This is a genomic window from Limimaricola pyoseonensis (assembly GCF_900102015.1).
Taxonomy (GTDB): Bacteria; Pseudomonadota; Alphaproteobacteria; order Rhodobacterales; family Rhodobacteraceae; genus Limimaricola; species Limimaricola pyoseonensis.
The window spans coordinates 438,168-464,323 of record NZ_FNAT01000003.1 but is presented as its reverse complement, the minus strand read 5'-3'; the positions used below and the strand labels follow the sequence as shown (position 1 = coordinate 464,323).

25 protein-coding genes, 1 tRNA gene and 2 riboswitches are annotated in these 26,156 nt (G+C 70.9%); of the genes, 14 read left to right on the top strand and 12 right to left on the bottom strand.

What is annotated here, in order from left to right; translation table 11 throughout:
* Positions 1-532 precede the first annotated feature (532 nt).
* Positions 533-1,162: a protein-methionine-sulfoxide reductase heme-binding subunit MsrQ gene (gene msrQ / locus BLT43_RS09800; protein ID WP_090112337.1), complete on the bottom strand. Its 630-nt coding sequence runs from the start codon at positions 1,160-1,162 to the stop codon at positions 533-535.
* A complete protein-coding gene (gene msrP / locus BLT43_RS09795) occupies positions 1,162-2,061 on the bottom strand; it encodes a protein-methionine-sulfoxide reductase catalytic subunit MsrP (protein WP_090112336.1) in 900 nt (299 codons plus the stop codon). Before msrP ends, msrQ begins: the two co-directional genes overlap by 1 nt.
* A gap of 300 nt (positions 2,062-2,361) precedes the next feature.
* Between msrP and BLT43_RS09790 the strand changes: the two genes are divergently transcribed.
* Positions 2,362-2,844 carry a fasciclin domain-containing protein gene (locus tag BLT43_RS09790; protein ID WP_090112335.1) on the top strand — a complete coding sequence of 161 codons (483 nt, stop codon included), beginning with the start codon at positions 2,362-2,364 and terminating at the stop codon, positions 2,842-2,844.
* Positions 2,845-2,917: 73 nt separating this feature from the next.
* Here BLT43_RS09790 and clpB read toward each other — a convergent pair whose 3' ends face one another.
* On the bottom strand, positions 2,918-5,533 hold the full coding sequence (clpB, locus tag BLT43_RS09785; RefSeq protein ID WP_090112334.1) for an ATP-dependent chaperone ClpB: 2,616 nt from the start codon (positions 5,531-5,533) through the stop codon (positions 2,918-2,920).
* Positions 5,534-5,702: 169 nt separating this feature from the next.
* A complete protein-coding gene (locus BLT43_RS09780; protein WP_090112333.1) occupies positions 5,703-5,993 on the bottom strand; it encodes a hypothetical protein in 291 nt (96 codons plus the stop codon).
* Positions 5,994-6,152: 159 nt separating this feature from the next.
* Here BLT43_RS09780 and pyrF point away from each other — a divergent pair, with 159 nt between their 5' ends.
* Entirely contained in the window at positions 6,153-6,863 is a 711-nt protein-coding gene (gene pyrF / locus BLT43_RS09775) for an orotidine-5'-phosphate decarboxylase (RefSeq protein ID WP_090112332.1), read from the top strand.
* 130 nt (positions 6,864-6,993) lie between these two features.
* Entirely contained in the window at positions 6,994-7,206 is a 213-nt protein-coding gene (locus BLT43_RS09770) for an orotidine 5'-phosphate decarboxylase (RefSeq protein WP_090112331.1), read from the top strand.
* 78 nt (positions 7,207-7,284) lie between these two features.
* Here BLT43_RS09770 and BLT43_RS09765 read toward each other — a convergent pair whose 3' ends face one another.
* Entirely contained in the window at positions 7,285-8,529 is a 1,245-nt protein-coding gene (locus BLT43_RS09765) for a D-amino acid dehydrogenase (protein ID WP_090112330.1), read from the bottom strand.
* A 14-nt stretch (positions 8,530-8,543) separates the two neighbouring features.
* Positions 8,544-8,650: riboswitch (glycine riboswitch) on the bottom strand.
* Position 8,651: 1 nt separating this feature from the next.
* Positions 8,652-8,739: riboswitch (glycine riboswitch) on the bottom strand.
* Positions 8,740-8,927: 188 nt separating this feature from the next.
* On the opposite strand from BLT43_RS09765, the gene BLT43_RS09760 reads away from it, so the two are divergent.
* On the top strand, positions 8,928-9,692 hold the full coding sequence (locus BLT43_RS09760) for an aldolase/citrate lyase family protein (RefSeq protein ID WP_090112329.1): 765 nt from the start codon (positions 8,928-8,930) through the stop codon (positions 9,690-9,692).
* Here the strand turns inward: BLT43_RS09760 and BLT43_RS09755 are convergent.
* The gene (locus BLT43_RS09755; protein ID WP_090112328.1) at positions 9,689-10,126 is read right to left on the bottom strand and encodes an NUDIX domain-containing protein; all 438 of its coding nucleotides are present in this window, start codon (positions 10,124-10,126) and stop codon (positions 9,689-9,691) included. The two genes, BLT43_RS09760 and BLT43_RS09755, sit on opposite strands and share 4 nt — an antisense overlap.
* Here BLT43_RS09755 and BLT43_RS09750 point away from each other — a divergent pair.
* Complete coding sequence (locus BLT43_RS09750) at positions 10,125-11,378, top strand: DNA polymerase IV (RefSeq protein ID WP_090112326.1); 1,254 nt, start codon at positions 10,125-10,127, stop codon at positions 11,376-11,378. The genes BLT43_RS09755 and BLT43_RS09750 overlap by 2 nt on opposite strands.
* Here BLT43_RS09750 and BLT43_RS09745 read toward each other — a convergent pair.
* From BLT43_RS09745 to BLT43_RS09735, 3 genes are all read right to left on the bottom strand, one after another.
* Positions 11,375-12,307: a lytic transglycosylase domain-containing protein gene (locus BLT43_RS09745; protein ID WP_090112324.1), complete on the bottom strand. Its 933-nt coding sequence runs from the start codon at positions 12,305-12,307 to the stop codon at positions 11,375-11,377. The genes BLT43_RS09750 and BLT43_RS09745 overlap by 4 nt on opposite strands.
* Positions 12,308-12,358: 51 nt before the next feature.
* Positions 12,359-14,146, bottom strand: coding sequence for an SLC13 family permease (locus tag BLT43_RS09740; protein ID WP_090112322.1), 1,788 nt, complete (start codon positions 14,144-14,146; stop codon positions 12,359-12,361).
* Positions 14,147-14,217: 71 nt separating this feature from the next.
* The gene (locus BLT43_RS09735; RefSeq protein ID WP_090112320.1) at positions 14,218-15,075 is read right to left on the bottom strand and encodes an N-formylglutamate amidohydrolase; all 858 of its coding nucleotides are present in this window, start codon (positions 15,073-15,075) and stop codon (positions 14,218-14,220) included.
* 146 nt (positions 15,076-15,221) lie between these two features.
* Between BLT43_RS09735 and BLT43_RS09730 the strand changes: the two genes are divergently transcribed.
* Both BLT43_RS09730 and ykgO read left to right on the top strand, forming a co-directional pair.
* Positions 15,222-15,296: transfer RNA gene (locus BLT43_RS09730), tRNA-Val, on the top strand.
* Between the two features lie 84 nt (positions 15,297-15,380).
* Positions 15,381-15,506 carry a type B 50S ribosomal protein L36 gene (ykgO, locus tag BLT43_RS09725; protein ID WP_008884645.1) on the top strand — a complete coding sequence of 42 codons (126 nt, stop codon included), beginning with the start codon at positions 15,381-15,383 and terminating at the stop codon, positions 15,504-15,506.
* 133 nt (positions 15,507-15,639) lie between these two features.
* On the opposite strand, the gene BLT43_RS09720 is transcribed toward ykgO, so the two are convergent.
* Both BLT43_RS09720 and BLT43_RS09715 read right to left on the bottom strand, forming a co-directional pair.
* Positions 15,640-17,304, bottom strand: coding sequence for a peptidoglycan-binding domain-containing protein (locus BLT43_RS09720; RefSeq protein WP_090112318.1), 1,665 nt, complete (start codon positions 17,302-17,304; stop codon positions 15,640-15,642).
* Between the two features lie 202 nt (positions 17,305-17,506).
* Positions 17,507-18,334 (bottom strand): DUF481 domain-containing protein, encoded by an 828-nt coding sequence (locus BLT43_RS09715; RefSeq protein ID WP_090112316.1) that lies wholly within the window; start codon positions 18,332-18,334, stop codon positions 17,507-17,509.
* Between the two features lie 258 nt (positions 18,335-18,592).
* Between BLT43_RS09715 and BLT43_RS09710 the strand changes: the two genes are divergently transcribed.
* Positions 18,593-19,636 (top strand): saccharopine dehydrogenase, encoded by a 1,044-nt coding sequence (locus BLT43_RS09710; protein WP_090112315.1) that lies wholly within the window; start codon positions 18,593-18,595, stop codon positions 19,634-19,636.
* On the opposite strand, the gene BLT43_RS09705 is transcribed toward BLT43_RS09710, so the two are convergent.
* Positions 19,626-20,360: an SDR family NAD(P)-dependent oxidoreductase gene (locus BLT43_RS09705; RefSeq protein ID WP_090112378.1), complete on the bottom strand. Its 735-nt coding sequence runs from the start codon at positions 20,358-20,360 to the stop codon at positions 19,626-19,628. The genes BLT43_RS09710 and BLT43_RS09705 overlap by 11 nt on opposite strands.
* A gap of 159 nt (positions 20,361-20,519) precedes the next feature.
* Between BLT43_RS09705 and BLT43_RS09700 the strand changes: the two genes are divergently transcribed.
* From BLT43_RS09700 to BLT43_RS09675, 6 genes are all read left to right on the top strand, one after another.
* Complete coding sequence (locus BLT43_RS09700) at positions 20,520-21,512, top strand: glutathione S-transferase family protein (protein WP_090112309.1); 993 nt, start codon at positions 20,520-20,522, stop codon at positions 21,510-21,512.
* Positions 21,513-21,574: 62 nt separating this feature from the next.
* Entirely contained in the window at positions 21,575-21,958 is a 384-nt protein-coding gene (locus BLT43_RS09695) for a DUF1636 family protein (protein WP_090112307.1), read from the top strand.
* Positions 21,955-22,899, top strand: a complete 945-nt coding sequence (cobD, locus tag BLT43_RS09690) for a threonine-phosphate decarboxylase CobD (protein WP_131802638.1) — start codon at positions 21,955-21,957, stop codon at positions 22,897-22,899. The genes BLT43_RS09695 and cobD overlap by 4 nt, the downstream gene beginning before the upstream one ends.
* Positions 22,900-22,919: 20 nt before the next feature.
* A complete protein-coding gene (cbiB, locus tag BLT43_RS09685; RefSeq protein WP_242652266.1) occupies positions 22,920-23,801 on the top strand; it encodes an adenosylcobinamide-phosphate synthase CbiB in 882 nt (293 codons plus the stop codon).
* Between the two features lie 65 nt (positions 23,802-23,866).
* The gene (locus BLT43_RS09680) at positions 23,867-25,081 is read left to right on the top strand and encodes a lytic murein transglycosylase (protein WP_090112302.1); all 1,215 of its coding nucleotides are present in this window, start codon (positions 23,867-23,869) and stop codon (positions 25,079-25,081) included.
* Positions 25,082-25,165: 84 nt separating this feature from the next.
* The gene (locus tag BLT43_RS09675) at positions 25,166-25,903 is read left to right on the top strand and encodes a MauE/DoxX family redox-associated membrane protein (RefSeq protein ID WP_090112300.1); all 738 of its coding nucleotides are present in this window, start codon (positions 25,166-25,168) and stop codon (positions 25,901-25,903) included.
* Positions 25,904-26,156 lie beyond the last annotated feature (253 nt).

Here is a 26,156-nt window from a genome sequence, read left to right as displayed (position 1 = left end):
GAACCTCTGCACATCGTCCCGGCCGGCTAGGACCGGGACAGTCATCCGTCTTGTGCTTCAGATCTCATAAGAGAACCGAAAGCCGTCCAAGACGGTGAAGCTGACATCTCATCATCGGCCGAAGCCTAGAGACGCGATACACAGACGTTGATCCATCGAAATGAACCCGTGACCGCCCGCATATCTCTTCAGATACTCGCGATGTCAAAGAGCCAACGGAAGAACATCAAAACCAGGCGCCCTAACTCGCGGCGCCCCGCCCTGCCTCATCTTCCGAAGCCCAGCAGCACCTCAGCGCCGCCGGTGAGGGGCCTTCTACGGATACCCACCGACCCCCGCAAGAGAAAAATTCGAACTCCCCGCGACACCCCGACACTCGCAACGATCTTGCGCCGCGCCGCGCCGGATGGACCGATCGGGCCGCGCCGTTATACGCCTCCGCGCAACTTCAGGCAAGCTTTTCCGGGCTCGATGGCGGGCCGCCCGGCGGCCGGCCCGCCGATGCGGGCCGAAACGGCCGGAATCGGGCGATTCAGGCCTCGGCGCGGCGCCCGATCCGCAGGCCGCGCCAGCGAATCCGGGTGGCCAGGAGCCCGAGGATCAGCCCGAGATAGACCAGCGGCTCGATCTGGAAGCCCTTGGCCAGCCAGAGGTAGTGCACGGCCCCCAGCACGGCGACCGGGTAGACCAGCTTGTGCAGGCTCCGCCATTTCCGCCCCAGCCGGCGCACCGAGAGGTCGTTCGAGGTCAGCGCCAGCGGGATCAGCCCGAGAAAGGCCAGCATGCCCACCGTCACGTAGGGCCGCTTCAGGATGTCGGCCCAGACCCGCTCGAGGCTCTGGACGTCGAGCAGCGCCCAGACGGAGAAATGCGCCAGCACGAAGAAGAAGGCGAGCAGGCCGATCGCGCGGCGGAACTTGATCAGGCTGACCCGGGTGAAGCGCAAAAGCGGCGTCACCGCGAGACCGGCGACGATCAGCTTCAGCGCGGTGTCGCCGTATTCGCGCTCGAGCGCGTTGATCGGCTCGACCCCGAGCCGGCCGGTCAGCCCCTGCCAGAACAGGAAGGCCGCCCAGGCCGCGCCGAGCAGATAGAGCGGCCAGGCCGGCACGCGGCGCAGCACGCCGTTGATCCTTTGCGCGGGCGTGAGCGGCCGGGCCATCAGAACTGCGCCTCGAGATCCATGCCGTCATAGAGCGCCGCGACCTCGTCATAGCCGTTGTACATCAGCGTGTCCTGGCGCGAGGAGAACAGCCCGCCGCCGATCCGGCGCTCGGTGGCCTGGCTCCAGCGCGGGTGGTCCACGTTCGGGTTCACGTTGGCGTAGAAGCCGTATTCCGACGGGGCGAGCACGTTCCAGGTGGTGCGCGGCTCCTCCTCGACCAGCGAGATGCGGACCAGCGACTTGATCGACTTGAAGCCGTATTTCCACGGCACCACCAGCCGGATCGGCGCGCCGTTCTGGTTGGGCAGCGGCCGGTCGTAGAGGCCGGTGGCCAGGATGGTCAGCGGGTGCATAGCCTCGTCGAGCCGCAGCCCCTCGACATAGGGGAAGTCGAGAACGCCGCGCCGCACGCCTGGCATCACCTCGGGGATGACCGCCGTCTCGAAGGCGACGTAGCGGGCGCCGGGCTGCACGCCCAGGCGGTCGAGCACGTCCTTCAGCTCGATCCCGACCCAGGGCACCACCATCGACCAGGCCTCGACGCAGCGCAGGCGGTAGATCCGCTCCTCCTCGGTCAGCCCGCCGATCAGCTCCGACAGGGGATAGCTGCCGGGGTTGTCGACGAGACCGTCGATCGTCACCGTCCAGTCCGCGGTCTCCATCGCGCCGGCATTCTCGGCCGGGTCGTCCTTGCCGGTGCCGAATTCGTAGAAGTTGTTGTAGGTGGTGATCTCCTCGAAGCTGTTGGGCTCGAGCGCCTGCTGCGCGGCGGCGTGCCCCGCCATGCCGGACAGGCCCAGCGCCCCCGCGCCCGCCATGATCTGCCGGCGGTTCAGCCACAGCGCGCGCGGCGTCACGTCGGCTCGGGTCAGGGTGTTGGTCCAGCGCTGCGCCATTCTGGGATCTCCTCGTCATGCTCGTTCGTTCACCTAGGCACGTTCTAGGATGCGAACATGTTTCCCGGCGTCACGATGACGTTGGAACGCGCGGATTTTCGACCGTTTCGTTGAACATCCCGTGACTTGACCCGCACGCCGCCCCGAGCTTAGCGCGCCAGGCCCCGCGACCATGCGACAAGACGCATCATAGGCGGAAAATTTCAGGCGAACCGGAACAGCGGACCGGCGTTTGCGCATCGGATGCCGGGACCGGCCTCCGCATGGCCGATCCACGGCCACGACCAAGGGAGATTACCAATGCTTCGCACCACTCTTCTTTCGATGACCGCCGCCGCCGCTCTTGCCGCTCCGGCCTTCGCCGGCAGCCACTCGGAGATGAAAGACATCGTCGCCACCGCCCAGGAGGCGGGCAACTTCTCGACGCTGCTGCAGGCCGCCGAGGCCGCGGGCCTGGTGGAGACTCTGGCGGGCGAGGGCCCGCTGACCGTCTTCGCGCCGACCGACGAGGCCTTCGCCGCCCTGCCCGAGGGCACGCTCGAGGAGCTGCTGGCCGACACCGACCAGCTGACCCAGATCCTGACCTACCACGTGGTCGAGGGCGCGGTGATGTCGTCGGACCTGTCGGACGGCCAGATGGTCGCCACCGTGAACGGCGCCGAGGCCGAGGTATCGGTCGGCGACAGCGTGATGATCGGCGACGCCACCGTGACGACGGCCGACATCGAAGCCTCGAACGGCGTGATCCACGTGATCGACAGCGTGCTGATGCCGCCGATGTAACCCGCGGCCAGACGGCAGAAGGCCCCGGCGGAGAGATCCGCCGGGGCCTTTTTCATGCGCGGATCGCGCCGCCTCAGTGCAGCACGGCGCCCTCGGGCTTGGGCCGGCTCGAGCCGGAGACCCTGTCGCCGACGATCAGCCCGTCGCTGCCGGCGCTGACCTGCACCTCCTGCCCGTCGCGGATGTCGCCGGCGAGGATCATCTCGGCCAGCTGGTCCTGCAGCGCCCGCTGGATCACCCGCTTGAGCGGCCGCGCCCCGAAGACCGGGTCGTAGCCCTCCTCGGCCAGCCATTTCTTGGCGGCCTCGTCCAGCGCCAGCGTGACGTTGCGGTTCGCCAGCCGCTTCTCCAGCCGCGCGAGCTGGATCTCGACGATGCCCGACATGTCCTCGCGGCCGAGACGGTCGAAGATGATCGTCTCGTCGAGCCGGTTCAGGAACTCGGGCCGGAAATGCGCCCGGACCGCGTCCATCACGTCGCGCTTGGCGGTGGCGGCGTCGGCGCCGTCGGGCAGCTGGCTCAGCGCCTGCGCGCCGAGATTCGAGGTCAGCACGATCAGCGTCTGCTTGAAGTCGACCCGGCGGCCCTGCCCGTCGGTCAGAACGCCGTCGTCGAGCACCTGCAAGAGCACGTTGAACACGTCCGGATGCGCCTTCTCGACCTCGTCGAACAGCACCACCTGGTAGGGCCGGCGCCGCACCGCCTCGGTCAGCACGCCACCCTCGTCATAGCCGACATAGCCCGGCGGCGCGCCGATCAGCCGCGCGACCGCGTGCTTCTCCATGAACTCCGACATGTCGATGCGCACCATCGCCTGATCGTCGTCGAAGAGATACTCGGCCACGGCCTTGGTCAGCTCCGTCTTGCCGACGCCGGTCGGCCCGAGGAACAGGAACGAGCCCAAGGGCCGGTTCTCGTCGTTCAGCCCCGCGCGCGCCCGGCGCACCGCGTTCGACACGGCCCGCACCGCCTGCCGCTGGCCGATCACCCGGCGGCCCAGCTCGTCTTCCATGCGCAAGAGCTTCTCGCGCTCGCCCTCGAGCATCTTCGAGGTCGGGATGCCGGTCCAGCGCTCCACCACCTCGGCGATCTGCTCGGGGCGCACCGCCTCCTCGACCATCAGCGGGTCGTCGGATTCCTCGGCCGCCTTCAGGTCGCGCTCGAGCTGCGGGATGACGCCGTAGGAGAGCTCGCCAGCTTTGGCGAGGTTGCCCTCGCGCTTGGCGATCTCGAGATCGGCGCGGGCGCGGTCGAGCCGCTCCTTGAGCGTGCGCGCGCCCTCGAGCTTGTCGCGCTCGGCCTGCCACTTGGCGGTCATCGCGCGCGACTTCTCGGTCAGCGCCGACAGCTCCTCCTCGATCTTCGCCAGACGCTCCTTGGAGGCCTCGTCATCCTCGCGGCGCAGCGCCTCGGCCTCGATCTGCATCTGCAGGATCTGCCGGTCGAGCGCGTCGAGCTCCTCGGGCTTGCTGTCCACCTCCATGCGCAACCGCGACGCCGCCTCGTCCATGAGGTCGATCGCCTTGTCGGGCAGGAAGCGGTCGGTGATGTAGCGGTGCGAGAGCTGGGCCGCGGCGACCAGCGCCGAGTCCGAGATCCGCACGCCGTGGTGCAGCTCGTACTTCTCCTTGATGCCGCGCAGGATCGAGATCGTGTCCTCCTCGGTCGGCTCCTCGACCATCAGGGGCTGGAAGCGCCGCGCCAGCGCCGCGTCCTTCTCGACATACTTGCGGTACTCGTCGAGCGTGGTCGCGCCGACGCAGTGCAGCTCGCCGCGCGCCAGCGCCGGCTTGATCAGGTTGGCGGCATCCATCGCGCCGTCGGCCTTGCCCGCGCCGACCAGCGTGTGCATCTCGTCGATGAAGAGGATGATCTCGCCCGCGGCGGCCTCGATCTCCTTCAGCACCGCCTTCAGCCGCTCCTCGAACTCGCCGCGATACTTCGCGCCGGCGATGAGCGCGCCCATATCGAGCGCCATCAGCCGCTTGTTGCGCAAGCTTTCGGGCACGTCGCCCGAGACGATGCGCAGCGCGAGGCCTTCGGCGATCGCGGTCTTGCCGGTGCCCGGCTCGCCGATCAGCACCGGGTTGTTCTTGGTGCGGCGGCTCAGCACCTGCATGGCGCGGCGGATCTCCTCGTCGCGGCCGATGATCGGGTCGATCTTGCCCTGCTCGGCGGCCTCGGTGAGGTCGCGGGCGTATTTCTTCAACGCGTCGTAGCCGTCCTCGGCATTGGCGCTGTCGGCGGTGCGGCCCTTGCGCAGCGCCTCGATCGCGGCATTGAGCGACTGCGCGCTGACCTTGCCCGCCTCGAGCGCCTCGCGCGCCTTCGACTTGACCATGGCCAGCGCCATCAGGATGCGCTCGGCCGGCACGAAGCTGTCGCCCGCCTTCTTCGCGACCTTCTCGGCCTCGTCGAGCACGCGGCCGGTGGCCGGGTCGAGATAGGCCTGCGCGCCCTCGCCCGAGACCTTGGGCTGCCGGGCCACGGCGGCCTCGACCGCCTCGCGCACGCGGGTCGCGTCGCCGCCCGCGCTCTGGATCAGGCTCGCGGCCAGCCCCTGCTCGTCGTCGAGCAGCGCCTTCAGCAGATGTTCTGGGGTGAGCCTCTGGTGGCTCTCGCGCATGGCGATGGTCTGCGCGGCCTGAATGAAGCCGCGCGAGCGTTCGGTGAACTTCTCGAGGTTCATCTGTCTCTCCTTGTCAAAGCGCCCGTGATGCGGCGCCCGCTCTGGCGGCGCGCCCGGCCCGGGCCTTCACAAGGAAGATGGGAAGCGGAAAATCGTGGCGCAAGTGTCACATGCGCGAAACGGCCGCCGGGCGTGTCCCGGCGGCCGACGGGCCCTGCCGGGCCGCGCGTCAGTCGGTGTCGGCGACGCTCGGGCGCACCTCGACATCCGGCGTCTGCGGCTCGGCGTCGTCGGTCAGCGGGTCGTCGAGCTGCACCTCGTCGGGCTCGGCATCGCCGGTCGGGCCGCTCTCGGCCGGGGTTTCCGGCTCTTCGAGCGGCACCTGCTCGACCGGCTCCTCGCGCGCCTCCTCGGCGCGGAAGAAGCCGCCCAGCACCATCACCAGCACGATGATGACGAAGCCGATCGGGATCATTGCGAATATGATGGCGCGGCCCTTGCCGCGGGATTGGTCAGCCATGGCCGTCTCCTTGCTGCGGCGGGGCTCGCCCGCCTGCGTTCGGGGGGCCAACGCCGGCCCCGCCCCCCCGTTCCCGCGACGCCCCGCCGCGCGGCTTGACCGGCGCGCCCCCCGCGCGCACAAGCGCCGCGACCCCACCCGAAGCCCCGGAGAGCCGCCATGACCGACACGCCCCGCGCCGACGACCGCCTGATCGTCGCCATCGACCGCCCCGACGCGATCTCGGGGCTGCAGCTCGCCGACCGGCTCGGCGACACGGTCTCGTTCTACAAGATCGGCCTCGGCATGCTGACCGGCGGCGGGCTGGCGCTGGCGCGCGAGCTGAAGGACGAGCGCGGCAAGCGCATCTTTCTCGACATGAAGCTGTTCGACATCGGCGCGACGGTCGAGGCGGCGGTGCGCGGGCTGGCGCAGTTCGACCTCGACTTCCTGACCGTGCATGGCGACCCGCACGTGGTGCGCGCCGCCCGCGAGGGCGCCGCGGGGCGCCAGACCAAGATCCTCGCCGTCACCATCCTCACCTCGCTCGACCGTGCCGATCTCGACGAGGGGCTGATCCGGGCGGGCGACGTCGCCGACCTGGTGGTCGAGCGCGCCGCGCGCGCGCTCGAGGCCGGGGCCGACGGGGTGATCGCCAGCCCGCAGGAGGCCGCCGCGATCCGCGCCCTGCCCGAGGCGGCGGGCCGGCTGATCGTGACGCCCGGCGTGCGCCCCGAGGGCGCGGCGCTCGGCGACCAGAAGCGGGTGATGACCCCGGGCGAGGCGGTGCGCGCCGGCGCCGACCACGTGGTGGTCGGCCGCCCCGTCTGGCAGGCGGAAAACCCCCGCGCGGCCGCCCGCTCGATCATTCAGGATATGGCCTCCGCCTAGGCCGCACCCCCAACCCCTAGGGGATTCATTTTTCACGACAAATGAATCCCCGAGTCTTCGCCGCCACAGGGAACCGAATTCGCCGTTTTCCGGTTGACGAACCGGAAATCGAGCAGAGGAGACCCGGGCGATGGCCAACATCAAACTCGGCGAAGTTCGTTACAACGCGCAGATCGGCGCCTTCGAGGCCCGGGTCGATGTCGACCGCGACGGCACCACCTACCGCTACCCCTGCCAGGTGGCCGGGCCGGTCGACATGGATGCCGGCCATGTGCGCGCCTCGCTGACCCGCCACGCCATGCGCATGTCCGACACCGGCGCGTCGCTCTGGTCGCATCTCTAGGATCGGCCGGGCCGATCCCCGGCACAGAAAAAGGGCCCGCCATCCGGCGGGCCCTTTTCTCGTTCGGGGGCCTGAGGCTCAGGCCGCGGCGAGCGGCACGGCGGCGCTCAGGCTGCGCGGCGCGGGGCCCTCGCCCACCGCCTCGCCCAGCGCCTCGGCGGTCGCGGCCGAGAGGGTCCAGCCCAGATGGCCGTGGCCGGTGTTGTAGAACACGCCCGGCGCGCGGCCGGGGCCCACCTTCGGCATCATGTTCGGCATCATCGGCCGCAGCCCGGCCCAAGGCACGCAATGCTCGGTCGAGACGCCCGGGAACAGCCGCTCCACCCACTGCACCAGCGGCTTGACCCGGTCGGCGCGGATGTCGCGGTTGAAGCCGTTGAACTCGGCCGTGCCGGCGACGCGGAACCGGTCCTCGCCCAGCCGCGAGGTGACGATCTTGGCCTTGTCGTCCAGAAGCGAGACGTAGGGCGCGGCGGCGCGGCTCTGCGCGTCGCGCAGGTTCACGGTGATCGAGTAGCCCTTGACCGGGTAGATGTTGACCCGGTCGCCCAGCTTCGCGGCGATGTCGCGCGAGCCGACGCCGGCGCAGACCACCACGCCGTCGAAGCGGCGCGCCTCGTCGGTGGTCACGGTGACGCCGCCATCCTTCGCCGCCACGTCGGTGATCTCCTGGCCCATGCGGAAGCGCACGCCCTGCTCGGCCAGCCATTCGGCCATGCCGTAGGTGAACTTGTGGATGTCGCCGGTCGAGTCGCTCTCGGTGACGAAGCCGCCGGTCAGCGGGCCGGTGAGCTGCGGCACCAGACGCCGCACCTCGTCGGGCGAGATCTCGTCGCGGCGCAGCCCGCCCTGCGCCAGCAGCTTGTTGACGCGGCGGCCGTCGGCGAAGTCCTTCTCGGTCTGGTAGAAATGCACGATCGAGGCGGGCGAGAAGTCGAAATCGATCCCCGCCGTCTCGGCCATCTCCTTCAGACCCGCGCGCGCGGCGATCGCCATCTTCGTCGTGGCGACGGTGTTGGCCTCGTAGTTGCGGATCTGCCCGAGGAACTCGGCCATCCAGCTCAACTTGTGCCAGCTGGGCTTGGGGTTCACCGACAGCGGCGCGTCGGGCTTCAGGAGCCACTTCGTGCCCTTGAGCACGGTGGCCCAGCGGTTCCAGACCTCGGCGTTCGAGGCCGAAAGCTGGCCGCCATTGGCGAAGCTCGTCTCCATGCCGGCATAGCGCTGCCGGTCGTAGATGGTGACGTCATGGCCGCGCTTGAGCAACGAATAGGCGGTGGTGACGCCGGTGATCCCGGCGCCGAGGACGGCGTAATGCGGCATCTGGCCTGCTCCAGCGCGCCCCTTCCGTCCTTTTGCCTGAGAGCTTCGCCGCCCCGCCCCTCGCGGGCGTCACGGCTTTCCCCTTCGGCGGGCCTTTCGGCCTCTCTCCGGATATCATGCGGCCCAGCCGGTCCTTTTGCCTGAGAGATCGCGGGGCGCGCGACTGCTCCTTCGGCGGCGGACCGTCCCGCGCTCTCCCGGCGGGGCCGTTTCCTATCGGAAACATACGGCATCGATCGGCGCATGGCCAGAGAAACCCGCACATGATCGTCATGAGCTTCGCGAAACGCGTGCCATGTCCGCAGCAGGCGTTGCAACCGCCCGGAAAGACGCCGATCCTCGCCCGAGGGAGAGGGCCGCCGCAGCCGGCGGATCGGTGCGCAGACCGGGAGGACGCCGTGGAGAACCCGAAGAACCGCTTCAAGGCCGCGCTGCGCGAGGGCCGCCAGCAGATCGGGCTGTGGAACATGATCGGCGGGCCGGTGGTGCCCGAGGCGCTGTCAGGGCTGGGCTTCGACTGGGTGCTGATCGACACCGAGCACGCGCCCACCGACGTCGCCGACGTGCTGCCGGCGCTGCAGGCCATGGCGGCCGAGCCCGCGACCGCGGCCGTGGTGCGCCCGGCCTGGAACGACCCGGTGATCATCAAGCGGCTGCTGGATTTCGGCGCGCAGACGCTGCTGATCCCCTACGTACAATCGGCCGAGGAGGCGCGCGCCGCCGTCGCCGCCTGCCGCTACCCGCCCGTCGGCCTGCGCGGCGTGGCCGGGCTGCACCGCGCCACGCGCTACGGCCGCATCGGCGACTACACGGCCCGCGCCCACGAGGAGACCTGCGTGCTGGTGCAGGTCGAGACCAAGGCCGCGCTCGACCGGCTCGAGGAGATCGCGAGCGTCGAGGGCGTGGACGGCGTGTTCTTCGGCCCGGCGGACCTATCGGCCAGCCTCGGCCATCCGGGCCGGCTCGACCACCCGGAGGTGGTGGACGCGATCATGGGCGGGATCGACCGGCTGAAGGCCATGGGCGTGCCCTCGGGCATCCTGTCGCTCGACCCCGCCTTCGCGCAGGCCTGCATCGAGCGCGGCACCGGCTTCACCGCCGTGGGCATCGACGCGGCGCTGCTTCTGGGCGCGGCGCGCGACCTGCTGGCGCGCTTCCGCTAGAGCGCCTGCCAGAGCCTGAGCCGCGCCTGCAGCGCTGGCACCGCGTCGGGCGCGGCGAGAAAGGCCTCGGGGGCCATCAGCGACCAGCCCTGCCCCTCGTCGCCGAAGCGGATCGCCGATTCGGCCTCCGACCCCATGCGGAGCACGAAGAACCAGACCTTGCCCGGCCCCGTGGCGCTGTCGAAGGGCCGCCGCCACAGCATCTCGGCGCGGGCCATCTCCAGCCCGACCTCCTCGCGCATCTCGCGCGCCAGCGTCTCGTCCGGCGTCTCCGCCCCCTCGCGGCCGCCGCCCGGGAAATCCAGCGCGCCGGGAAAGGAAATGCCCGGCCGGTCGTCGCGCCGGATCACCAGCAGGCGTGACCCGAGGAACAGCGCCGCCTTGGCGCCGTCGAAGCTTTCCCCGCCCCGGCGGGGGCTGTAACCTGTCGCCATGCCGTCCCTCTGCCGCGCCTGCCTGCATGCCTTCGAGGCGGGAACACGCTGTCCCGCCTGCCGATCCCCGCGCGTCACCTCGCATCCCGAACTCTTCACGCTCTCCATCGCCCACATGGATTGCGACGCCTTCTTCGCCAACGTCGAGAAGCGCGACAACCCGGAACTGGCCGACAAGCCGGTGATCGTCGGCGGCGGCAGGCGCGGCGTCGTCTCGACCGCCTGCTACCTCGCGCGCATCCGCGGCGTGCGCTCGGCCATGCCGATGTTCCAGGCGCTGAAGCTCTGCCCCGAGGCGGTGGTGGTAAAGCCGCGATTCGAAGCCTATTCCGAGGCCTCCCGCGCGATCCGGGCGATGATGGAGGAGATGACCCCGGCGATCGAGCCGCTCTCGCTCGACGAGGCCTTCATGGACCTGACCGGCACCGAGCGGCTGCACGGTGCGCCGCCCGCGGTGATGCTGGCGCGGCTGACCAAGCGGATGCAGGACGAGCTGGGTCTGACCGGCTCGATCGGCCTGTCGCACAACAAGTTCCTCGCCAAGATGGCGAGCGATTTCGACAAGCCGCGCGGCTTTTCCGTGATCGGCCGCGCCGAGACGGTGGAGCTTCTGCGCCCCAAGCCGGTGAGCCTGATCTGGGGCGTGGGACCGGCCGCGCAGGCGCAGCTCGACGCGGTCGGCATCCGCACCTTCGACGACATCCTGCGCTGGGAGCTGAAGGACCTCGTGAAGCGCTTCGGCGGCATGGGCGACCGGCTGTGGCACCTCGCGCGCGGCGAGGACCGCCGCCGCGTGACGCCGCACGACCCTGTGAAGAGCATCTCTAACGAGACCACCTTCGACAGCGACACCCGCGACCCGGACATCCTCGACGGCCATATCTGGCGTCTGGCCGAGAAGGTCTCGTCGCGCGCCAAGGCCAAGGATCTCGTCGGCCGGGTGGTGGTGCTGAAGCTCAAGCGCGCCGATCACACGCTGCTGTCGCGGCGCGTCAGCCTGCGCGCGCCGACGCAGATCGCCGACACGATCTACCGCACCGCGCGCGGGCTGTTCGACGCGCGCGGCGACGCGGCGGCCTACCGGCTCCTGGGCGTCGGGCTGAGCGAGCTGTCCGCCTCCGCCAGCGCGCCTTCCGAGGCCGACCTACTTGACCCCGGCGCCGCGGCGCGCGAGCGCGCCGAGCGCGCGGCCGACGCGATCCGCGCGAAGTTCGGCGAGGCGGCGATCCTCAAGGGCCGGGCGCTGCGCTAGTTCTTCAGCACCATGCAGGTGCCGCCGGCGCTGCGCAGCCGCGCGCAGAGCGCGGTGGCCTCGGCGCGGCTCTCGCGACCGATCTGTGCGACGTGGCGCGCCGCCGGCTGGCCGGGAAAGCGCGAGCGGGTGAAGGCCACCTGCTCGCCCGAGATCGCGGCACCGAGCCGGCCGCGCAGCTGCGCCAGCCGCCGCTCCACCGCCGCGCGACCCGGCGCCGAGGCCAGCACCACCCCCCAGGGCAGCACCGGCGCCTGCACCCGGAACTCGCGGATCGCCCGGTCGCGCGCCCGCGCCTCGCAGGCGGCGCGGAACGGCAGCGCCGCGTCGAGCGCGAGATCGAGCGTCTCGGGCGGCGCGTCGCGCCAGACGAGCGCCGGTACGCCGGTGATCGCCTGCACGTAATGCACCGTCTCCCCGGGCAGCCAGTCATGGCCCGACAAAAACTTCTCGGCCCGCGCCTCGCCGGCGTTGTAGGCCACCGCGGCGAGGCCGATATTGCCGAAGCGCGCGGCCAGTTCCGCGAGGTAGGCCGCAGAGGCCGAAAGCGCCTCGGCCGGGTTGAACGGGTCGCCCAGGCCGCGCAGCTTGGCCGTGCCGGGCATGAACTGCGCGATGCCCAGCGCCCCCGCCGGGCTGACCGCGCCCGCGTCGAACAGGCTCTCGCGCCAGATCAGCCGCGAGAAGAAGCCCGGATCGAGCGCATGTTCGCGCGACAGCGCCTCGATCGTCCGGCAGACATCGGGGATGTAGCTGTCGAGCGCGATGCAATACTCGCCGCCGGCGGTGCAGCGGCGGCCCGGGTCGGCCGGCCGGACCGGCGGGGCGGCGACGGAAGCCGACACCGGCAACGCGGCCGGGACCGGCGGCTGCTGGGCCGCGACGGGCATGGCGAGACAGGCAAACAGGAGCAACAGCAAACGGGCCATGCGCAGATCATCGCGGATTCGGCGGCGCCGCCCAAATCACGTTTGCACCGGTCACGGCGCCAGCGGAAAGAAGAGCGGGATCGTCAGTACCGCCGCCACGCCGACGATCAGGTTCATCGGCACGCCGATCCGCAGGAAATCGGTGAAGCGGTAGTCGCCCGCGCCGTAGACCAGCGTGTTGGTCTGGTAGCCCACCGGCGTGGCGAAGCTCGCGCTCGCGCCCATCATCACCGCCACCACCAAGGCGCGCGGATCGACCCCGGCCTCCTGCCCCAGCGCCACCGCGATCGGCGTCACCACCACCGCCACGGCGTTGTTGGTCACCGTCTCGGTCAGCACCGAGGTCAGCGCGTAGAACGCCGCCAGAAGCGCGATCGGCGGCAGCCCCTCGAGCCAGGGCGCGGCGGTCTCGACGATCAGGCCGACGGTGCCGGTCTCCTGCAGCCCCCGCCCCACGATCAGCATCGAGAAGATCAGCACCAGGATGCCGGCATCGATCGAGCCCCAGGCCTCGTCGCCGTCGATGCAGCGGCACCACAGGATCGCGGCCACGGCGATCAGCGCGAGGATCTCGATCGGCGCGACGTCGAAGGCGGCGAGCGTCACCACCGTGAGCAGCGCCAGAAGCGCCAGCGGCGCGCGGCGGCGGCGGTAGGCGCGCCCCGAGGCGCGGCTGACCGAGACCAGCTCGCCGCCCTGCGACAGCCGGTCGAACCCCTCCGCCGTGCCCTCGAGCAGGAGCTTGTCCGCCGGCCGCAGCCGGGCCGTGCCCAGATCGGGGCCCGGCACGTGGCCGTGGCGGAAGGCGCCGAGCACCCTCAGCCCGTAGCGGTAGCCCACGGAGAGGTGCGAGACGGTGTCACGCGCGCTGCCATGGGTGGGGGTGACCATCGCCTCGGCGACCAGAAGCTCGTCCTCGCCGTTGCGCGCGGTGCCGCGCCGCAGCCCGACCACCAGCCCCGGCAGGTCGCGCAGGGTCAGGATCTCCGAGGTGGTGGCCTGCGCCACCAGCACGTCCCCCGCCGAGAGCACATGCGCGCCCAGATCCGACCGCCTGAGCCGCGCGCCTTCGCGCCGGGCGGTGACGCGGATGCCGGGCCGGGTCAGGTCGGCGACCTCGGAAAGCGGCTTGCCGATCCCGGCATAGCCCTCGAGCACCTGCAGCTGCGTGAGAAAGACCGTCTCGTCCTCGGCCGCGTCGCCGCGGGCGCGCCGGTCGGGCAGCAGCCAGGGCCCCAGCACCGCCAGCGTCGCGACCCCGGCCAGCGCCGCGGCCGCCCCGACCCCGGCGATCTCGAAGATGCCGAAGGGCGGCAGGCCCAGCCCGGTCGCCACGCCCGCCACCAGCAGGTTGGTCGAACTGCCGATCAGCGTCAGCGTGCCGCCCAGCACGGCGGCGTAGGACAGCGGGATCAGCAGCCGGGTCTCGGCGATGCCGAGGCTGCGGGCGAGCCGGATGATCACCGGGATCAGGATCAGCACGACCGGGGTGTTGTTGACGATGCCCGAGGCCAGCACCGTGGCGCCGAGAAACACCATGACGGCGAGCACGGGCCGCGATTCGGCCCGCGCGATCACCAGCGCCGCCAGCGCGTCGAGCAGGCCGGTGCGCACCAGCGCGCCCGAGATCACGAACATCGCGGCGATGGTGATCGGGGCGGGGTTGGAGAACACGCCGAGCACCGCGTCGTAGGGCACGAGCCCCAGCCCCACGAACAGCGCCGCCGCCCCGGCGGCGGTGACGTCGGGCGGGTAGCGTTCGATCACGAAGGCGGCGAACAGGAGCGCGAGCAGAGCGAGCGCGACGGCCGGCTGCAGCTCCGCTGGGATGAGGGGCACGTGCAAACCTCCGGGGCTGGCCTCGGGGCAGCAACCCGGCGCAATCGGTGCGGGTTCCGGTGCGGGCGATACTATTCCGCGGCGAGCGGCCGCAGCGCCGGCCGGCCGATCTCGGCCAGATCGGCGATCACGGCGGCGAGCCGGTCGCGGAACGCCTCGAAGCCGGAATGCGGCACGACCCGCGCCTCGTCCATGTAGAGCGAGCGGTCGATCTCGACCTGCACCGCGTGCTGGCGGCGCGACGGCCGGCCGTAGCTCTGCGCGATGTAGGCCCCCGCGAAGGGGGTGTTGCGCGCCACCCGCAGCCCGGCGGCGACGAAGGCCTGCTCGATCCGCGCGACGATCTCGGGCGCGGCCGCGGCACCGAAGCGGTCGCCCAGCACCACATGCGGGCGCGGCCCGCCCCGGCCGCCGACCAGCTCGATCGCCTCGTGCGGCATCGAGTGGCAGTCGATCAGGATCGCCTCGCCGAATCCCTCGAGGCTCTCGCTCAGCAGCCCGCTCAGCGCGGCGTGGTAGGGCCGCCAGCTCTCGGCGATGCGGCGCTGCGCCTCCGACAGCGCGATCTTGCCGCGGTAGATCGGCCGGCCACCGGCCACGACGCGCGGGATCACCCCCAGCCCGCTGGCCACGCGCGGGTTGTGGCTGCGCGACGGGATCCCCTCGATCAGCGCCGGGTCGAACTCGTCGGCGGCGCGGTTGAGGTCGACCCAGGCCCGCGGATGCCGGGCCAGCAGCAGCGGCGCGCCCGAATCGGGCACCGCCGCGAACAGCCGGTCGACATAGGCATCCTCGGAGGAGCGGATCTGCCGGGCGTCGAGAATCGCGCGGGCCAGCAGGCTGTCGGGATAGTCGCGGCCGCTATGCGGAGAGGCGAAGACCACGCTCGTGGTGCGGGTGGCGGGACGGATCAGCTGGAAGGCGTCCATGCGGGCATTCCTCGGCGGCGACAGGCAGAACGATAGCTGCAAAACTTCGTTCGCCGAAACCCCTTGAACCCCCCGTCCGTTCCCCGTATAGGACCGCACACCCGCTGCTGGACGGGCCCGAACGGGCCAAGACGGCAAGGCGGTTAGGGCGGTTAGCTCAGCGGTAGAGCACTACGTTGACATCGTAGGGGTCACAAGTTCGAACCTTGTACCGCCCACCACGGATTTCGCCGGCCCCCCTTTGCGGGGGCCGAAACTTGCAACCACGGCGCAATCGCCGCGCCGCGACAAGGAGAGAGAGCGTCATGAAGGTCGCCAACTCGCTTCGTTCGCTCAAGCAGCGCCATCGCGATTGCCGCGTCGTGCGCCGCAAGGGCCGCGTCTACGTCATCAACAAGACCCAGCGCCGCTTCAAGGCCCGCCAGGGCTGAAGCCGGACGGGCCGGGACGCCGGACCGAACGCATCAAGGGCCGCTTCCGCAAGGAAGCGGCCCTTATCTTTTGCTCAGGCGCGCCTCTGCCCCGGCAGGGGCGGGCCCCGAAGGCCCCGCCCCGCCGCCGCTCCTACTGCTGCAGCGCGCCACCGAAGGCGTCGGCCAGAAGCCGCACCACGGTGGGCTCGTTGAGAAAGCCGGTCGCCGGCAGGTTGCGGTCGCGCTGGTAGTTGCGCAGCGCCTTGCGCGTCGCCTCGTCGAACTTCCCGTCGACCGGGCCCGGCTCCAACCCCTGCGCCTCGAGCCGCTGCTCGACCAGCCGCGCGGTCAGCGCGTTCAGCCCCAGGGCCTCTTCTTCGGCCTGCGCCGCCTGCCGCGCCTGCTGCTGCTGATTCCGCTCGGTGAGCGCCGAAATCCGCGCCTCGGCCTCGGCCTTGAAGCTGCCTTGGGGGAAGGCGCGCAGGTAGTCGCGGTAGCCCTCGAGCGAATCGGCTTCGCGCGCCCGGTCCCACGCGGCGCGGTCCTCGCCCTCGGCGGCGCGGCGCTTCTCCTCCTCGATCAGCGCCAGCCGGTCGGCGGCGGCCTCGGCGAAGGCGCCGTCGGGGTAGCGCTCGAGATAGGCCCTGAGCCCCGGCTCGTCGCCGCGCGCGCCGGTCTCCTCCCAGAAGGCGCGGTCGGCGCGGGCCTGCTCCTGGCGCTGACGCTCGGCCTCGGCCTCGAGCTCGGCGGCGCGGCGCGCCGCCTGCGCGTCGATCCGGCCGACCTGCTCGGGCGTGAGATAGGAGGTCTGTGGGAAGCCGTTCTGCTGCTGCCAGTTGGTGATCGCGCCGCGGGTGCCGGGGCCGAAGATGCCGTCGATGCCGCGGGTGTTGAAATCGAGCAGGCTGAGGTTGCGCTGGATGTCGCGCCGCGCGTCGCGGCTCAGCCCGATCGCCTCCTCGGCCAGCCGCGCGTCGCGGTTGGGCTCGGCCCGGATCTCGGCGATCGCCTTCTCGGCCGCTTCGGCATGGGCGCCCTGCGGGTAGCGCGCGAGGTAGTCGCGATAGGCCTCGACCGTGTCGAGCGCCACGGTGCCCTGCCACAGCGCCTCCTCGGCCGCGGAATCGGTCTGCGGCGCCTGCGGCTGCGCCGGCGCCTCGGCCAGCTCCGGCATGAAGGCGCGCGCCCGCGGCAAATAGCCCTGCGCCCGCAGCCCGTCCGCCTCGCGGATCGCGGCCGAGAGGTCGGCGCGCGGCGCGGCCAGCGGGCCTTCCATGAACTCGGCCACCGCGCGCGGGCTGCCGGTGAGCACGGTCACGCCCTGCGGGATCTCCAGATTGCCCAGACCCTCGCGCAGATAGGGGCCGAACTCGCGGTCGGCATCCGCCTCGCGGCCCAGAAGCAGCAGCGCCCGGCCCGGCGCCTCGGCCAGTGCCCGCAGCACGCCCTCGACCGGCAGGAGCCCGGCCTGCGGCGACAAAAGGCCCGGTGTGCCGGCCTCGGCCGTCAGGAAGAAGCTGCGCTCGCCATCGGTCGCGAACCGCCCCGACAGCGCCACCACCAGGCGGCTGGCCTCGGGCACCTGCTCGAGCCAGGCGCGCGCCGCCTCGCCGACCGGCCCGGCGCGGCCGTTGGGCAGCGAGGTGACGCTAAACCCCAGCGCCGAAAGCTCGTCGGCGGCGTCGAGGATCTGCGCGCCGCGCGCCACCCGGCCCAGCGTCTCGTAGCGCTCGTTGCCCAAGAGCAGCGCCGCATCCTCGGCGGCGGCGGCGCCCGCCAATAGGGCGATGGCGGTGCTGGTCAGCAGATGGCGCATGGAACTCCTCCGTCCTGTCGCTCGGGGGGGCAACCGGCGCCTTTCGCGCCGGTTCCCCCGCCGGTCGCGCCCAGACTGCCCCGAGAACGGCCGGTCATCAAATAGCGCGGCGCGGCCGCGCCCGGAAAACCCGACCCCGAATACGAGAAAGGGGGGCAGGTCGCCCTGCCCCCCTTCCCGGGTCCGGAACCGATCGGATCGATCAGTTGAAGGTGTAGACCACCGACACGCCGAGCTTGTTGTCGGTGTCGTCGAAGCCCGGCTCGGGGTCGGTGCGGTACTCGGTGGTCAGGCTGGTGCGCAGCGCCAGCTGGTCGGCCATCGCCACGTTCAGGCCGAGCTCGTTGGTGACGTAGGTGTCACGCTCCGAGGCGAGCACGTCGGTGTCGTTGGTCACGAACAGGTTCTCGTCGAGACGGTTGTAGTAGTTCGACGACAGCGACACGGCCGCTTCCTCGATCTCCTCGCCGTCGGCGGTCTCGATGTAGCGGAAGCCCGGGCCGACCTGGACCGACCACTGGATGTCGGGCGTGTTGAAGACGCGGTAGCCGACGCCGGCGCCGACGAAGGCGTCGGTCTCGAAGCTGTCGTCCTCGTCATAGGACAGGACCGCGGTCGCGAAGCCGTAGAAGTTGGTCGCGAAGTCGCGGGTGTAGTCGTAGCCCAGCAGCAGGTCGTTGTTCGACTGCTCGCCTTCGACCTCGCCGTAGTCGTAGCTCAGGCGCATCTCGTGGCCGTTGATGCCGTCGAAGTAGCCCAGGCGCGCGCCGATGCCGAGATCGGCGGTGTCGGTGTTGCCGTCGGTGGCGGTGCCGCGCGCGGCGATCGAGCCGGTGAAGCCGAGCTCGCGGCCCTCATTGCCGAAGCGGTCGATGTCGCGCTCGAAATCCTCCTCGATCTCCTCGTCGAGATCCTCGAGCTCGTCCTCGAGCTGGTTCTCGGTGGCGAAGACGTCGGTTTGCGCCAGCGACGCGGTGCCGACGAAGCCGAGGATGGTGGAGGCCATCAGCAGTTTGTAGGTGGCGTTCATTTCAATGTCCTTTCGGTTCCAAATCTCCGGCCGCAGCCGAGGCCGCCGGGGGCATGGTCGGTGAACGCGCCTCTTACAAATCCGGTCCCGCAGGGCAAATGGACACCGCGCAACCATGGCGAAAATGCAACAGTTCATCCCCATGCGTCCCGTTCAGCCCGGTGATATGCAGCGCGCGAGAGCCCGGTCAAACGAAACTGACGCTAGGTAAACTTCGCGATATGCTGCTTTGCAGCAAAGTTGCAAAAAGGACACAACATGACCCACTACTGGCTGCGCGAAGAGACCCGTCCCGACGAGGGGCGCAGCCCCCTCACCCCCGAGGGCGCGGCCCGGCTGATGGCGTCCGGCGCGCAGGTCACGGTCGAGGACAGCGCCCAGCGTCTGATTCCCACCGCGGCCTTCGCCCAGGCGGGCTGCACCGTGGTGCCGGGCGGGCAGTGGCGGGACGCGCCCGAGACGGCGGTTATCCTCGGCCTAAAGGAACTGCCGTCCGACGACGCCCCGCTGCGCCACGCGCATGTCATGTTCGCCCATGCCTACAAGGGCCAGCCGGGCGCCGCGGCGCTGCTCTCGCGGTTCCGGGCCGGCGGCGGCACGCTGCTCGACCTTGAATACCTGACCGATGCCGACGGCCGCCGGGTCGCGGCCTTCGGCTACTGGGCGGGCTATGCCGGCGCGGCGGTGACGCTCCTGGCACGGGCCGCGCAGGCGACGGGCCGGCCCATGGCACCGCTCGCGGCCCTGCCCGACCGCGCGGCGCTGCTGGCGCTGACGGCCGAGGCGCTGGGCCCGCTGCGCCCCTCGGCGCTGGTGATCGGCGCGCTGGGCCGGGTCGGCCGCGGCGCGGCCGATCTCTGCGCCGGCCTCGACCTGCCCGTGACCCGCTGGGACATAGCCGAGACCGCGTCGGGCGGCCCCTTCCCGCAGATCCTCGAGCACGAGATCCTGCTCAACTGCATCCTCGCCGCGCCGCAGACCCCGGTCTTCGTGGCCGCCGATGCCGGCCCGGCGCCGCGGGCGCTGCGCGCGATCGGCGACATCGCCTGCGACCCCGACAACGTCTTCACCCCGATCAAGGTGAACGACCGCACCACCACATGGGCCGCGCCCGCGCGCCGGGTCTGGGACGCGCCGCCGCTCGACGTCGTGGCGATCGACAACCTGCCCTCGCTGCTGCCGCGCGAAAGCACCGAGGATTTCGCGGCGCAGCTCCTGCCGCACCTGCTGACCTTCGCCGCCGACCCGGACGGGATCTGGGGCCGCGCCCGGACCCGCTTCGCCGTGGCGCTCAGCGGTTGAAGAGCCGGAAATAGGCCCAGTCCGGCAGGAACTGCGTGCCGCGGTAGAGCAGCGAGACGCCGTAGGGGTAGTTCAGCTTGAAGCGGTCCGAGCTCATGTGCTCGAAATACTCGCGCGCCGCGCGGGCCGGCTCCATTATGAAGGGCATCGGATGGTCGTTCTTGTCGGTCATCCGGGTCCGCACATAGCCCGGGTTCACCAGCTGCACCTCGACCCCGCTGCCCTGCAGGTCGTGCTGCAGGCTCTCGGCCAGATGCATCACCGCCGCCTTCGAGGCACCGTAGCCGATGGTCCCCGGCAGGCCGCGAAACCCCGAGATCGCGCCGGTCAGCACGATGTGGCCGCGCCCGCGCCGCCGCATCCCCGGCAGCGCCGCGCCGACCACGCGGGTGGCGCCGAGATAGTTGATGTCGGCCATCTCCTCGACCTTGGCCTCGTCCCAGCCCTGCGCCCGCATCGGCCAGTAGACCCCGGCGAGATAGGCCAGCCCGTCGATCTCGCCGGCCCGTTCGGCAGCGGCGGACACGGCCCCCGTGTCGCGCACGTCCAGCGGCAGCACCTCGGCCCGGCCCGGCAGCGCCTCGGAGAGCGAGCGCAGCCGCTCCGCGTTGCGGGCGCTCAGCACCAGCTCGACGCCGGCGCGGCTCAGGCAGAAGGCCAGCTCGCGGCCCAGGCCCTCGCTCGCGCCCACCAGCCAGTAGCGCTTTCCCTGCCAATCCCGCATCGCCATGTCCCCCGTCCTGCGTCCGCCAAGGACAACCGGACCCGCGGGGCGGGGGTTCCCGCCGCCGCGTCATGCACAGCCGCTGTTCGGTGACGGCCTGCCGGGGACCCGCGACAGGCCCTAACTGTTGATCGACAGCAGCAATACCGGGAGGCCCGCATGGGACGGCTCAACGACGGCAAATGGGAAGACGTCTGGTACGACACCAAGTCGAGCGGCGGCAGGTTCGAACGCTCGACCACCAAGTTCCACAGCTGGATCACCGCCGACGGCAGCGCCGGACCTTCGGGCGAGGGCGGCTTTCCGGCCGAGAGCGGGCGCTATCACCTCTACGTCTCCTATGCCTGCCCCTGGGCGCACCGCACGCTGATCTTCCGCGAGCTCAAGGGCCTGCACGAGCATATCGGCGTCAGCGTCGTGCATCCCGAGATGCTGTCGGACGGCTGGGAGTTCCGCACCGATTTCGACGGCGCCACCGGCGACCGGCTCTACGGGCTGCCCTTCATGCGCGACATCTACACCAAGGCCGACCCGCAGATCTCGGGCCGCGTCACCGTGCCGGTGCTGTGGGACAAGGTCCGCAAGACCATCGTCTCGAACGAGAGCGCCGAGATCATCCGCATGTTCAACTCGGCCTTCGACGGGCTGACCGGCAACCGCGACGACTACTGGCCCGAGGATCTGCGCGACGGCATCGAAGAGGTGAACGCGCGGATCTACGACACGGTCAACAACGGCGTCTACAAGTCCGGCTTCGCCACCACGCAGGCGGCCTACGAGGAGGCGGTGCATCCGCTGTTCGAGAGCCTCGACTGGCTCGAGAACCGGCTCGCCGACAACCGCTACCTGATGGGCGAGCGGATCACCGAGGCCGACTGGCGGCTCTTCACCACGCTGATCCGCTTCGACGCGGTCTATCACGGCCACTTCAAGTGCAACCGCCGCAAGCTGATCGAGTATCCGAACCTCTGGGGCTACACGCGCGAGCTCTACCAATGGCCGCGCGTGGCGGGCACCGTGCATCTCGACCACATCAGCCACCACTACCACTACAGCCACGAGACGGTGAACCCGCACCGCATCGTGCCGGTCGGCCCCGATCTCGACCTCGACGCGCCGCATGGCCGCGACCGCCTGAAGGCGGCGGCCTGATCCGGCCCCGGACCGCCCCGCCCGGCTTGTGGCCGGGGCGGTTTTCGGCTTGAAGCGGCGACATGGACCAACATGCCCCCACCACCTGGATCACCATCTGCGACACCTGCAAGCGCGAGGGCTGGGACGCGGCCTCCGGCGCGACCGACGGCGAGCGGCTCGCCGCGCTGATCGAGACCGAGGCCGAGGGGCGGCGCGTCCGCACCCGGCGCGTGTCGTGCCTGATGGGCTGCCAGCAGGGCTGCAACGTCGCCGTGCAGGCGGCAGGCAAGCTGAACTACACGCTGGGCCGCTTCGAGGTCAGCGAAGAGACCGCGCGCGGCATCGTCGACTGGGCCGAGCTGCACGCCGAAAGCGCCAGCGGACAGGTGCCCTACCGGACATGGCCGCAGGCCGTGAAGGGCCATTTCGTGACCCGCCACCCGCCGCTGCCGGAGGCCGAATGACCCCCGCGGGCGCCGCGCGCGACCATGGCGGCGGGCTCGACGCGGCGCTGGCCGAACATGGCGGCGCGCGGGCCGACTGGCTCGACCTCTCGACCGGCATCAACCCGGTGCCCTACCCGGTAGGCGATCTGCCCTTCGACGCCTGGACCGCGCTGCCCGACCGCGCCGCGCAGGAGCGGCTGATCGCCGCCGCGCGCCGCTTCTGGCGGGTGCCCGAAAGCGCCGCGATCCTCGCCGCGCCCGGCGCCTCGGCGCTGATCGCCAAGCTGCCGACGCTGTTCCCGGCGGGCGCGGTGCGCATTCCCGGCCCGACCTACAACGAGCACGAGGCCGCCTTCCGCGCCGCCGGCTGGAAGGTGACGACGCGGCCCGCCAAGGCGCAGGTCGCGGTGCATCCCAACAACCCCGACGGCCGGGTCTGGCAGGCGGCCGAGATCTCGTCGGCCTTCTCGGTGATCGACGAGAGCTTCTGCGACATCCGGCCCGACGCCTCTCTGGTGGCGCTCGCGGCCCGGCCCGGCGTGGTGGTGCTCAAGAGCTTCGGCAAGTTCTGGGGCCTCGCCGGTCTGAGGCTCGGCTTCGCCATCGGCCAGCCCGACACGATCGAGGCCCTGGCCGAGGCGCTGGGCCCCTGGCCTGTCTCGGGCCCGGCGCTGGCGATCGGCGCGCGGGCCTTGGAAGATCACGGCTGGGCCGAGACCAGCCGCGCGCGGCTGAAGCAGGACGCGAAGCGGCTCGACGCGCTGCTGACGGCCAAGGGAGCGGCCGTCGCGGGCGGCACCGACCTGTTCCGGCTCTACGAGGTCGATGACGCCGCCGCATGGCAGGCGCGGCTGGCGCGGGCCCGGGTCTGGAGCCGCGTCTTCCCGTGGTCGAGCACGCATCTGCGGCTCGGCCTGCCCGCGCCCGACCGCTGGGGGCAGATCGAGGCCGCGCTGTGAGCCTCTGGCTCGCGCTCGCCATGGGGCTCGACGCGCTCTTGGGCGAGCCGAAGCAACTCTGGGACCGCGTCCCCCACCCCGCCGTGCTGATGGGCCGCGCCGTGGGCTGGCTCGACCGCATGCTGAACGAGGGCGGCCCGGCGCGCGGGCGCGGCGTGGCGGCCTGCGCGCTCCTCGTCATCGGCGCGTGGTGGCTCGGCGGGTTGCTCGCCGCGCTGCCCGGCCCCTTCGCCGAGATCGCCGTTGCCGCCGTGCTGCTCGCGCAGCGCAGCCTCGTCGACCACGTGCGCGACGTGGCCTCCGCCCTGCGCCGCTCGCTGCCCGAGGGCCGCCGCGCCGTGGCGATGATCGTCGGCCGCGACACGCAGGCGATGGACGAGCCCGCCGTCGCCCGCGCCGCGATCGAGAGCGCCGCCGAGAACCTCTCCGACGGCGTCACCGCGCCCGCCTTCTGGTTCCTGATCGGCGGGCTGCCGGGGCTTCTGGTCTACAAGATCGTCAACACCGCCGATTCGATGATCGGCTACCGTACGCCGCGCCACGAGGGTTTCGGCTGGGCCAGCGCCCGGCTCGACGACCTCATGAACTGGGTGCCCGCGCGGCTGACCGCGCTGCTGATCTGGCTGGTCTCGGGCCGCCCCGGCCCGTGGCGCGACATCGCGGCCGAGGCGCGGCTGCACCGCTCGCCCAATGCCGGCTGGCCCGAGGCGGCGATGGCCCGCGCGCTCGGCGTGGCGCTGTCGGGCCCGCGCGCCTATCACGGGACGATGCAGGACTTCCCCTTCGTGAACCCCGACGGCCTGCGCGGCATCGGCCCGGCCGCGATCGACGCCGCCGTCGCGATTCTGTGGAAGGCCTGGGCGGCGGGTCTTTGCGTGGTGCTGGTTCTGGCGTGGACGTGAGTGGACGCCCCTATCCCGCCTGTTAGGCTCCGGCGCCAAAGCCATACAGACAGGATCCCATGCCCATGCGCTTCGCCTGCCTTTCGAAACCGCTCCTTCTTGCCGCCGGTCTCGCCGGCCTCTCCGCCCTGCCCGCCGCGGCGCAGGAGGCGACCGGCCCCAAGCCGCCCTGCGGCGGCGAGTTCGGCACCTGGCTCGAGGGGGTGAAGGCCGAGGCGGCGGCGATGGGCCACGCGCCCGAGACGATCAACGCCTTCTTCGCCAGCGTGCGCCCCGACGAGGCCGTGCTGCGCGCCGACCGGGCGCAGGGCGTGTTCCAGCGCGACTTCATCGACTTCTCGCGCCGGCTGATCTCCGAGAACCGGATCGCCAATGGCCGCGCCAATGCCGAGAAACACGACGCCGTCTTCGACCGGATCGAGGCGGAATACGGCGTGCCGCGCGGCGTGCTGCTGGCCTTCTGGGCCTTCGAGACCGATTACGGCGCGGTGCAGGGCGACTTCAACACGGCGAACGCGCTGGCCACGCTGGCGCATGACTGCCGCCGCCCCGAGCTGTTCCGCCCGCAGCTCCTCGCCGCGATCGAGCTTTACGAGCGCGGTGGCATCGAGCCCGCCTCCACCACCGGCGCCTGGGCCGGCGAGATCGGGCAGGTGCAGATGCTGCCCCAAGACATCATCGAGAACGGCGTCGACGGCGACGGCGACGGCCGGGTCGACCTCAAGGGCTCGGCCGCCGACGCGCTGATCTCGGGCGGCAAGATGCTGTCGTCGCTGGGCTGGCGGCCGAACGAGCCCTGGCTGCAGGAGATCGTGCTGCCGCAGGGGATCGACCTGCGCCTCACCGGCCTCGACCAGAAGAAGACCGTCTCGGAATGGCAGGCGCTCGGCGTCACCGGGCGCAACGGCGCGCTGGGCGCCGGCAACCTGCCCGCCTCGGTGCTTCTGCCGATGGGCCAGGGCGGGCCGGCCTTCCTCGCCTACCCGAACTTCGACGTCTATTTCGAGTGGAACCAGAGCCTCGTCTACGTCACCACCGCCGCCTATTTCGCCAACCGGCTCGAGGGCGCGCCGGTTTATGACGCCGGCAACCCGGCGCCGGGGCTGTCGGGCGAGCAGATGGTGCGGCTGCAGGAAAAGCTGCAGGCGCGCGGCCACGACGTGGGCGGCGCCGACGGCATTCTCGGCGAAAAGACCCGCGAGGCCGTGCAGGCCGAGCAGGAGCGGCTGGGCCTGCCCGCCGACGCCTGGCCGACGCCCGGGCTGCTCGAAGCGCTCTGACCTCATACCCCCCAAGGGTATCTTGAATGGAACCCTTGGGGGGTATAGCTGCGTATCAATGATGACGCAGATCGGAGGATCGCCATGAAGACCGCGCAGCTCTACCGCATGTCGATGCCCAAGCATCAGTGCCCCTTCGGGCAGAAGTCGCTCTGGCTGCTGAAGAAGAACGGCTACGAGGTCGAGGATCACGAGCTGACCACGCGCGAGGAGACCGACGCCTTCAAGCGCGAGCACGACGTGAAGACCACGCCGCAGGCCTTCATCGACGGCAAGCGGATCGGCGGCTACGACGCGCTGCGCGACCATTTCGACATGGCCCCGGCCAAGCCGGAAGGCACGACCTACCGCCCGGTGATCGCGATCTTCGGCATGGCCCTCGCCATCGCCGTGGCGATCAGCTGGGTGGCGCTCGGCACCTTCTTCACCGGCCAGACCGTCGGCTGGTTCATCTCGGTGGCGATGTGCCTTCTGGCGCTGCAGAAGCTGCAGGATGTCGAAGGCTTCACAAACGGCTTTCTCAACTACGACCTGCTGGCGCAGAAATGGGTGCCCTACGCCTATATCTACCCCTGGGCCGAGGGGATCGCCGGGGTGCTGATGACGGCGCTCCTGCTGACCTGGTTCTCGGCGCCCTTGGCGCTGTTCATCGGCACGGTCGGCGCGGTGTCGGTGATCAAGGCGGTCTATGTCGACAAGCGCGAGCTGAAATGCGCCTGCGTCGGCGGCGACAGCAACGTGCCCTTGGGCTTCATCTCGCTCACCGAGAACGTGATGATGGCGGGGATGGGCCTGTGGATGCTGGTGATGCTTTTCGCCTGATCTTTACTTTTCGGCCACCAGTGCCCATTATCATGCGCATACGGTAGAGATCGGTCGATGACATCTCATCTTCGGATCAGGACCCCGCAGAGTGGCTGCTCTGCGGGGTTTCTCTTTCCGGCGTTACCGCCCGATCGAGACGCGAACGATCGTCACCGCCAGCGTCGCCGCCGCGATGACCACCATCCACTTACGGTAGTTGGCTTCGGTCAATACACCTCACCTCCTTCCGCCGCGAAGCATCGCGACCCGC

Bases quoted from the DNA above. Each gene is read 5' to 3' on its own strand.
- BLT43_RS09705 (WP_090112378.1), bottom strand. From the start codon at position 20,360: ATGCGGGATTGGCAGGGAAAGCGCTACTGGCTGGTGGGCGCGAGCGAG.
- BLT43_RS09770 (WP_090112331.1), top strand. From the start codon at position 6,994: ATGGCCAACATCAAACTCGGCGAAGTTCGTTACAACGCGCAGATCGGC.
- BLT43_RS09765 (WP_090112330.1), bottom strand. From the start codon at position 8,529: ATGCCGCATTACGCCGTCCTCGGCGCCGGGATCACCGGCGTCACCACC.
- clpB (WP_090112334.1), bottom strand. From the start codon at position 5,533: ATGAACCTCGAGAAGTTCACCGAACGCTCGCGCGGCTTCATTCAGGCC.
- ykgO (WP_008884645.1), top strand. From the start codon at position 15,381: ATGAAGGTCGCCAACTCGCTTCGTTCGCTCAAGCAGCGCCATCGCGAT.
- pyrF (WP_090112332.1), top strand. From the start codon at position 6,153: ATGACCGACACGCCCCGCGCCGACGACCGCCTGATCGTCGCCATCGAC.
- BLT43_RS09675 (WP_090112300.1), top strand. From the start codon at position 25,166: ATGAAGACCGCGCAGCTCTACCGCATGTCGATGCCCAAGCATCAGTGC.
- BLT43_RS09700 (WP_090112309.1), top strand. From the start codon at position 20,520: ATGGGACGGCTCAACGACGGCAAATGGGAAGACGTCTGGTACGACACC.
- BLT43_RS09735 (WP_090112320.1), bottom strand. From the start codon at position 15,075: ATGGACGCCTTCCAGCTGATCCGTCCCGCCACCCGCACCACGAGCGTG.
- BLT43_RS09745 (WP_090112324.1), bottom strand. From the start codon at position 12,307: ATGGCCCGTTTGCTGTTGCTCCTGTTTGCCTGTCTCGCCATGCCCGTC.
- BLT43_RS09790 (WP_090112335.1), top strand. From the start codon at position 2,362: ATGCTTCGCACCACTCTTCTTTCGATGACCGCCGCCGCCGCTCTTGCC.
- BLT43_RS09715 (WP_090112316.1), bottom strand. From the start codon at position 18,334: ATGAACGCCACCTACAAACTGCTGATGGCCTCCACCATCCTCGGCTTC.
- BLT43_RS09750 (WP_090112326.1), top strand. From the start codon at position 10,125: ATGCCGTCCCTCTGCCGCGCCTGCCTGCATGCCTTCGAGGCGGGAACA.
- BLT43_RS09695 (WP_090112307.1), top strand. From the start codon at position 21,575: ATGGACCAACATGCCCCCACCACCTGGATCACCATCTGCGACACCTGC.
- BLT43_RS09780 (WP_090112333.1), bottom strand. From the start codon at position 5,993: ATGGCTGACCAATCCCGCGGCAAGGGCCGCGCCATCATATTCGCAATG.
- msrP (WP_090112336.1), bottom strand. From the start codon at position 2,061: ATGGCGCAGCGCTGGACCAACACCCTGACCCGAGCCGACGTGACGCCG.
- msrQ (WP_090112337.1), bottom strand. From the start codon at position 1,162: ATGGCCCGGCCGCTCACGCCCGCGCAAAGGATCAACGGCGTGCTGCGC.
- BLT43_RS09710 (WP_090112315.1), top strand. From the start codon at position 18,593: ATGACCCACTACTGGCTGCGCGAAGAGACCCGTCCCGACGAGGGGCGC.
- BLT43_RS09720 (WP_090112318.1), bottom strand. From the start codon at position 17,304: ATGCGCCATCTGCTGACCAGCACCGCCATCGCCCTATTGGCGGGCGCC.
- BLT43_RS09680 (WP_090112302.1), top strand. From the start codon at position 23,867: ATGCGCTTCGCCTGCCTTTCGAAACCGCTCCTTCTTGCCGCCGGTCTC.
- cobD (WP_131802638.1), top strand. From the start codon at position 21,955: ATGACCCCCGCGGGCGCCGCGCGCGACCATGGCGGCGGGCTCGACGCG.
- cbiB (WP_242652266.1), top strand. From the start codon at position 22,920: ATGGGGCTCGACGCGCTCTTGGGCGAGCCGAAGCAACTCTGGGACCGC.
- BLT43_RS09755 (WP_090112328.1), bottom strand. From the start codon at position 10,126: ATGGCGACAGGTTACAGCCCCCGCCGGGGCGGGGAAAGCTTCGACGGC.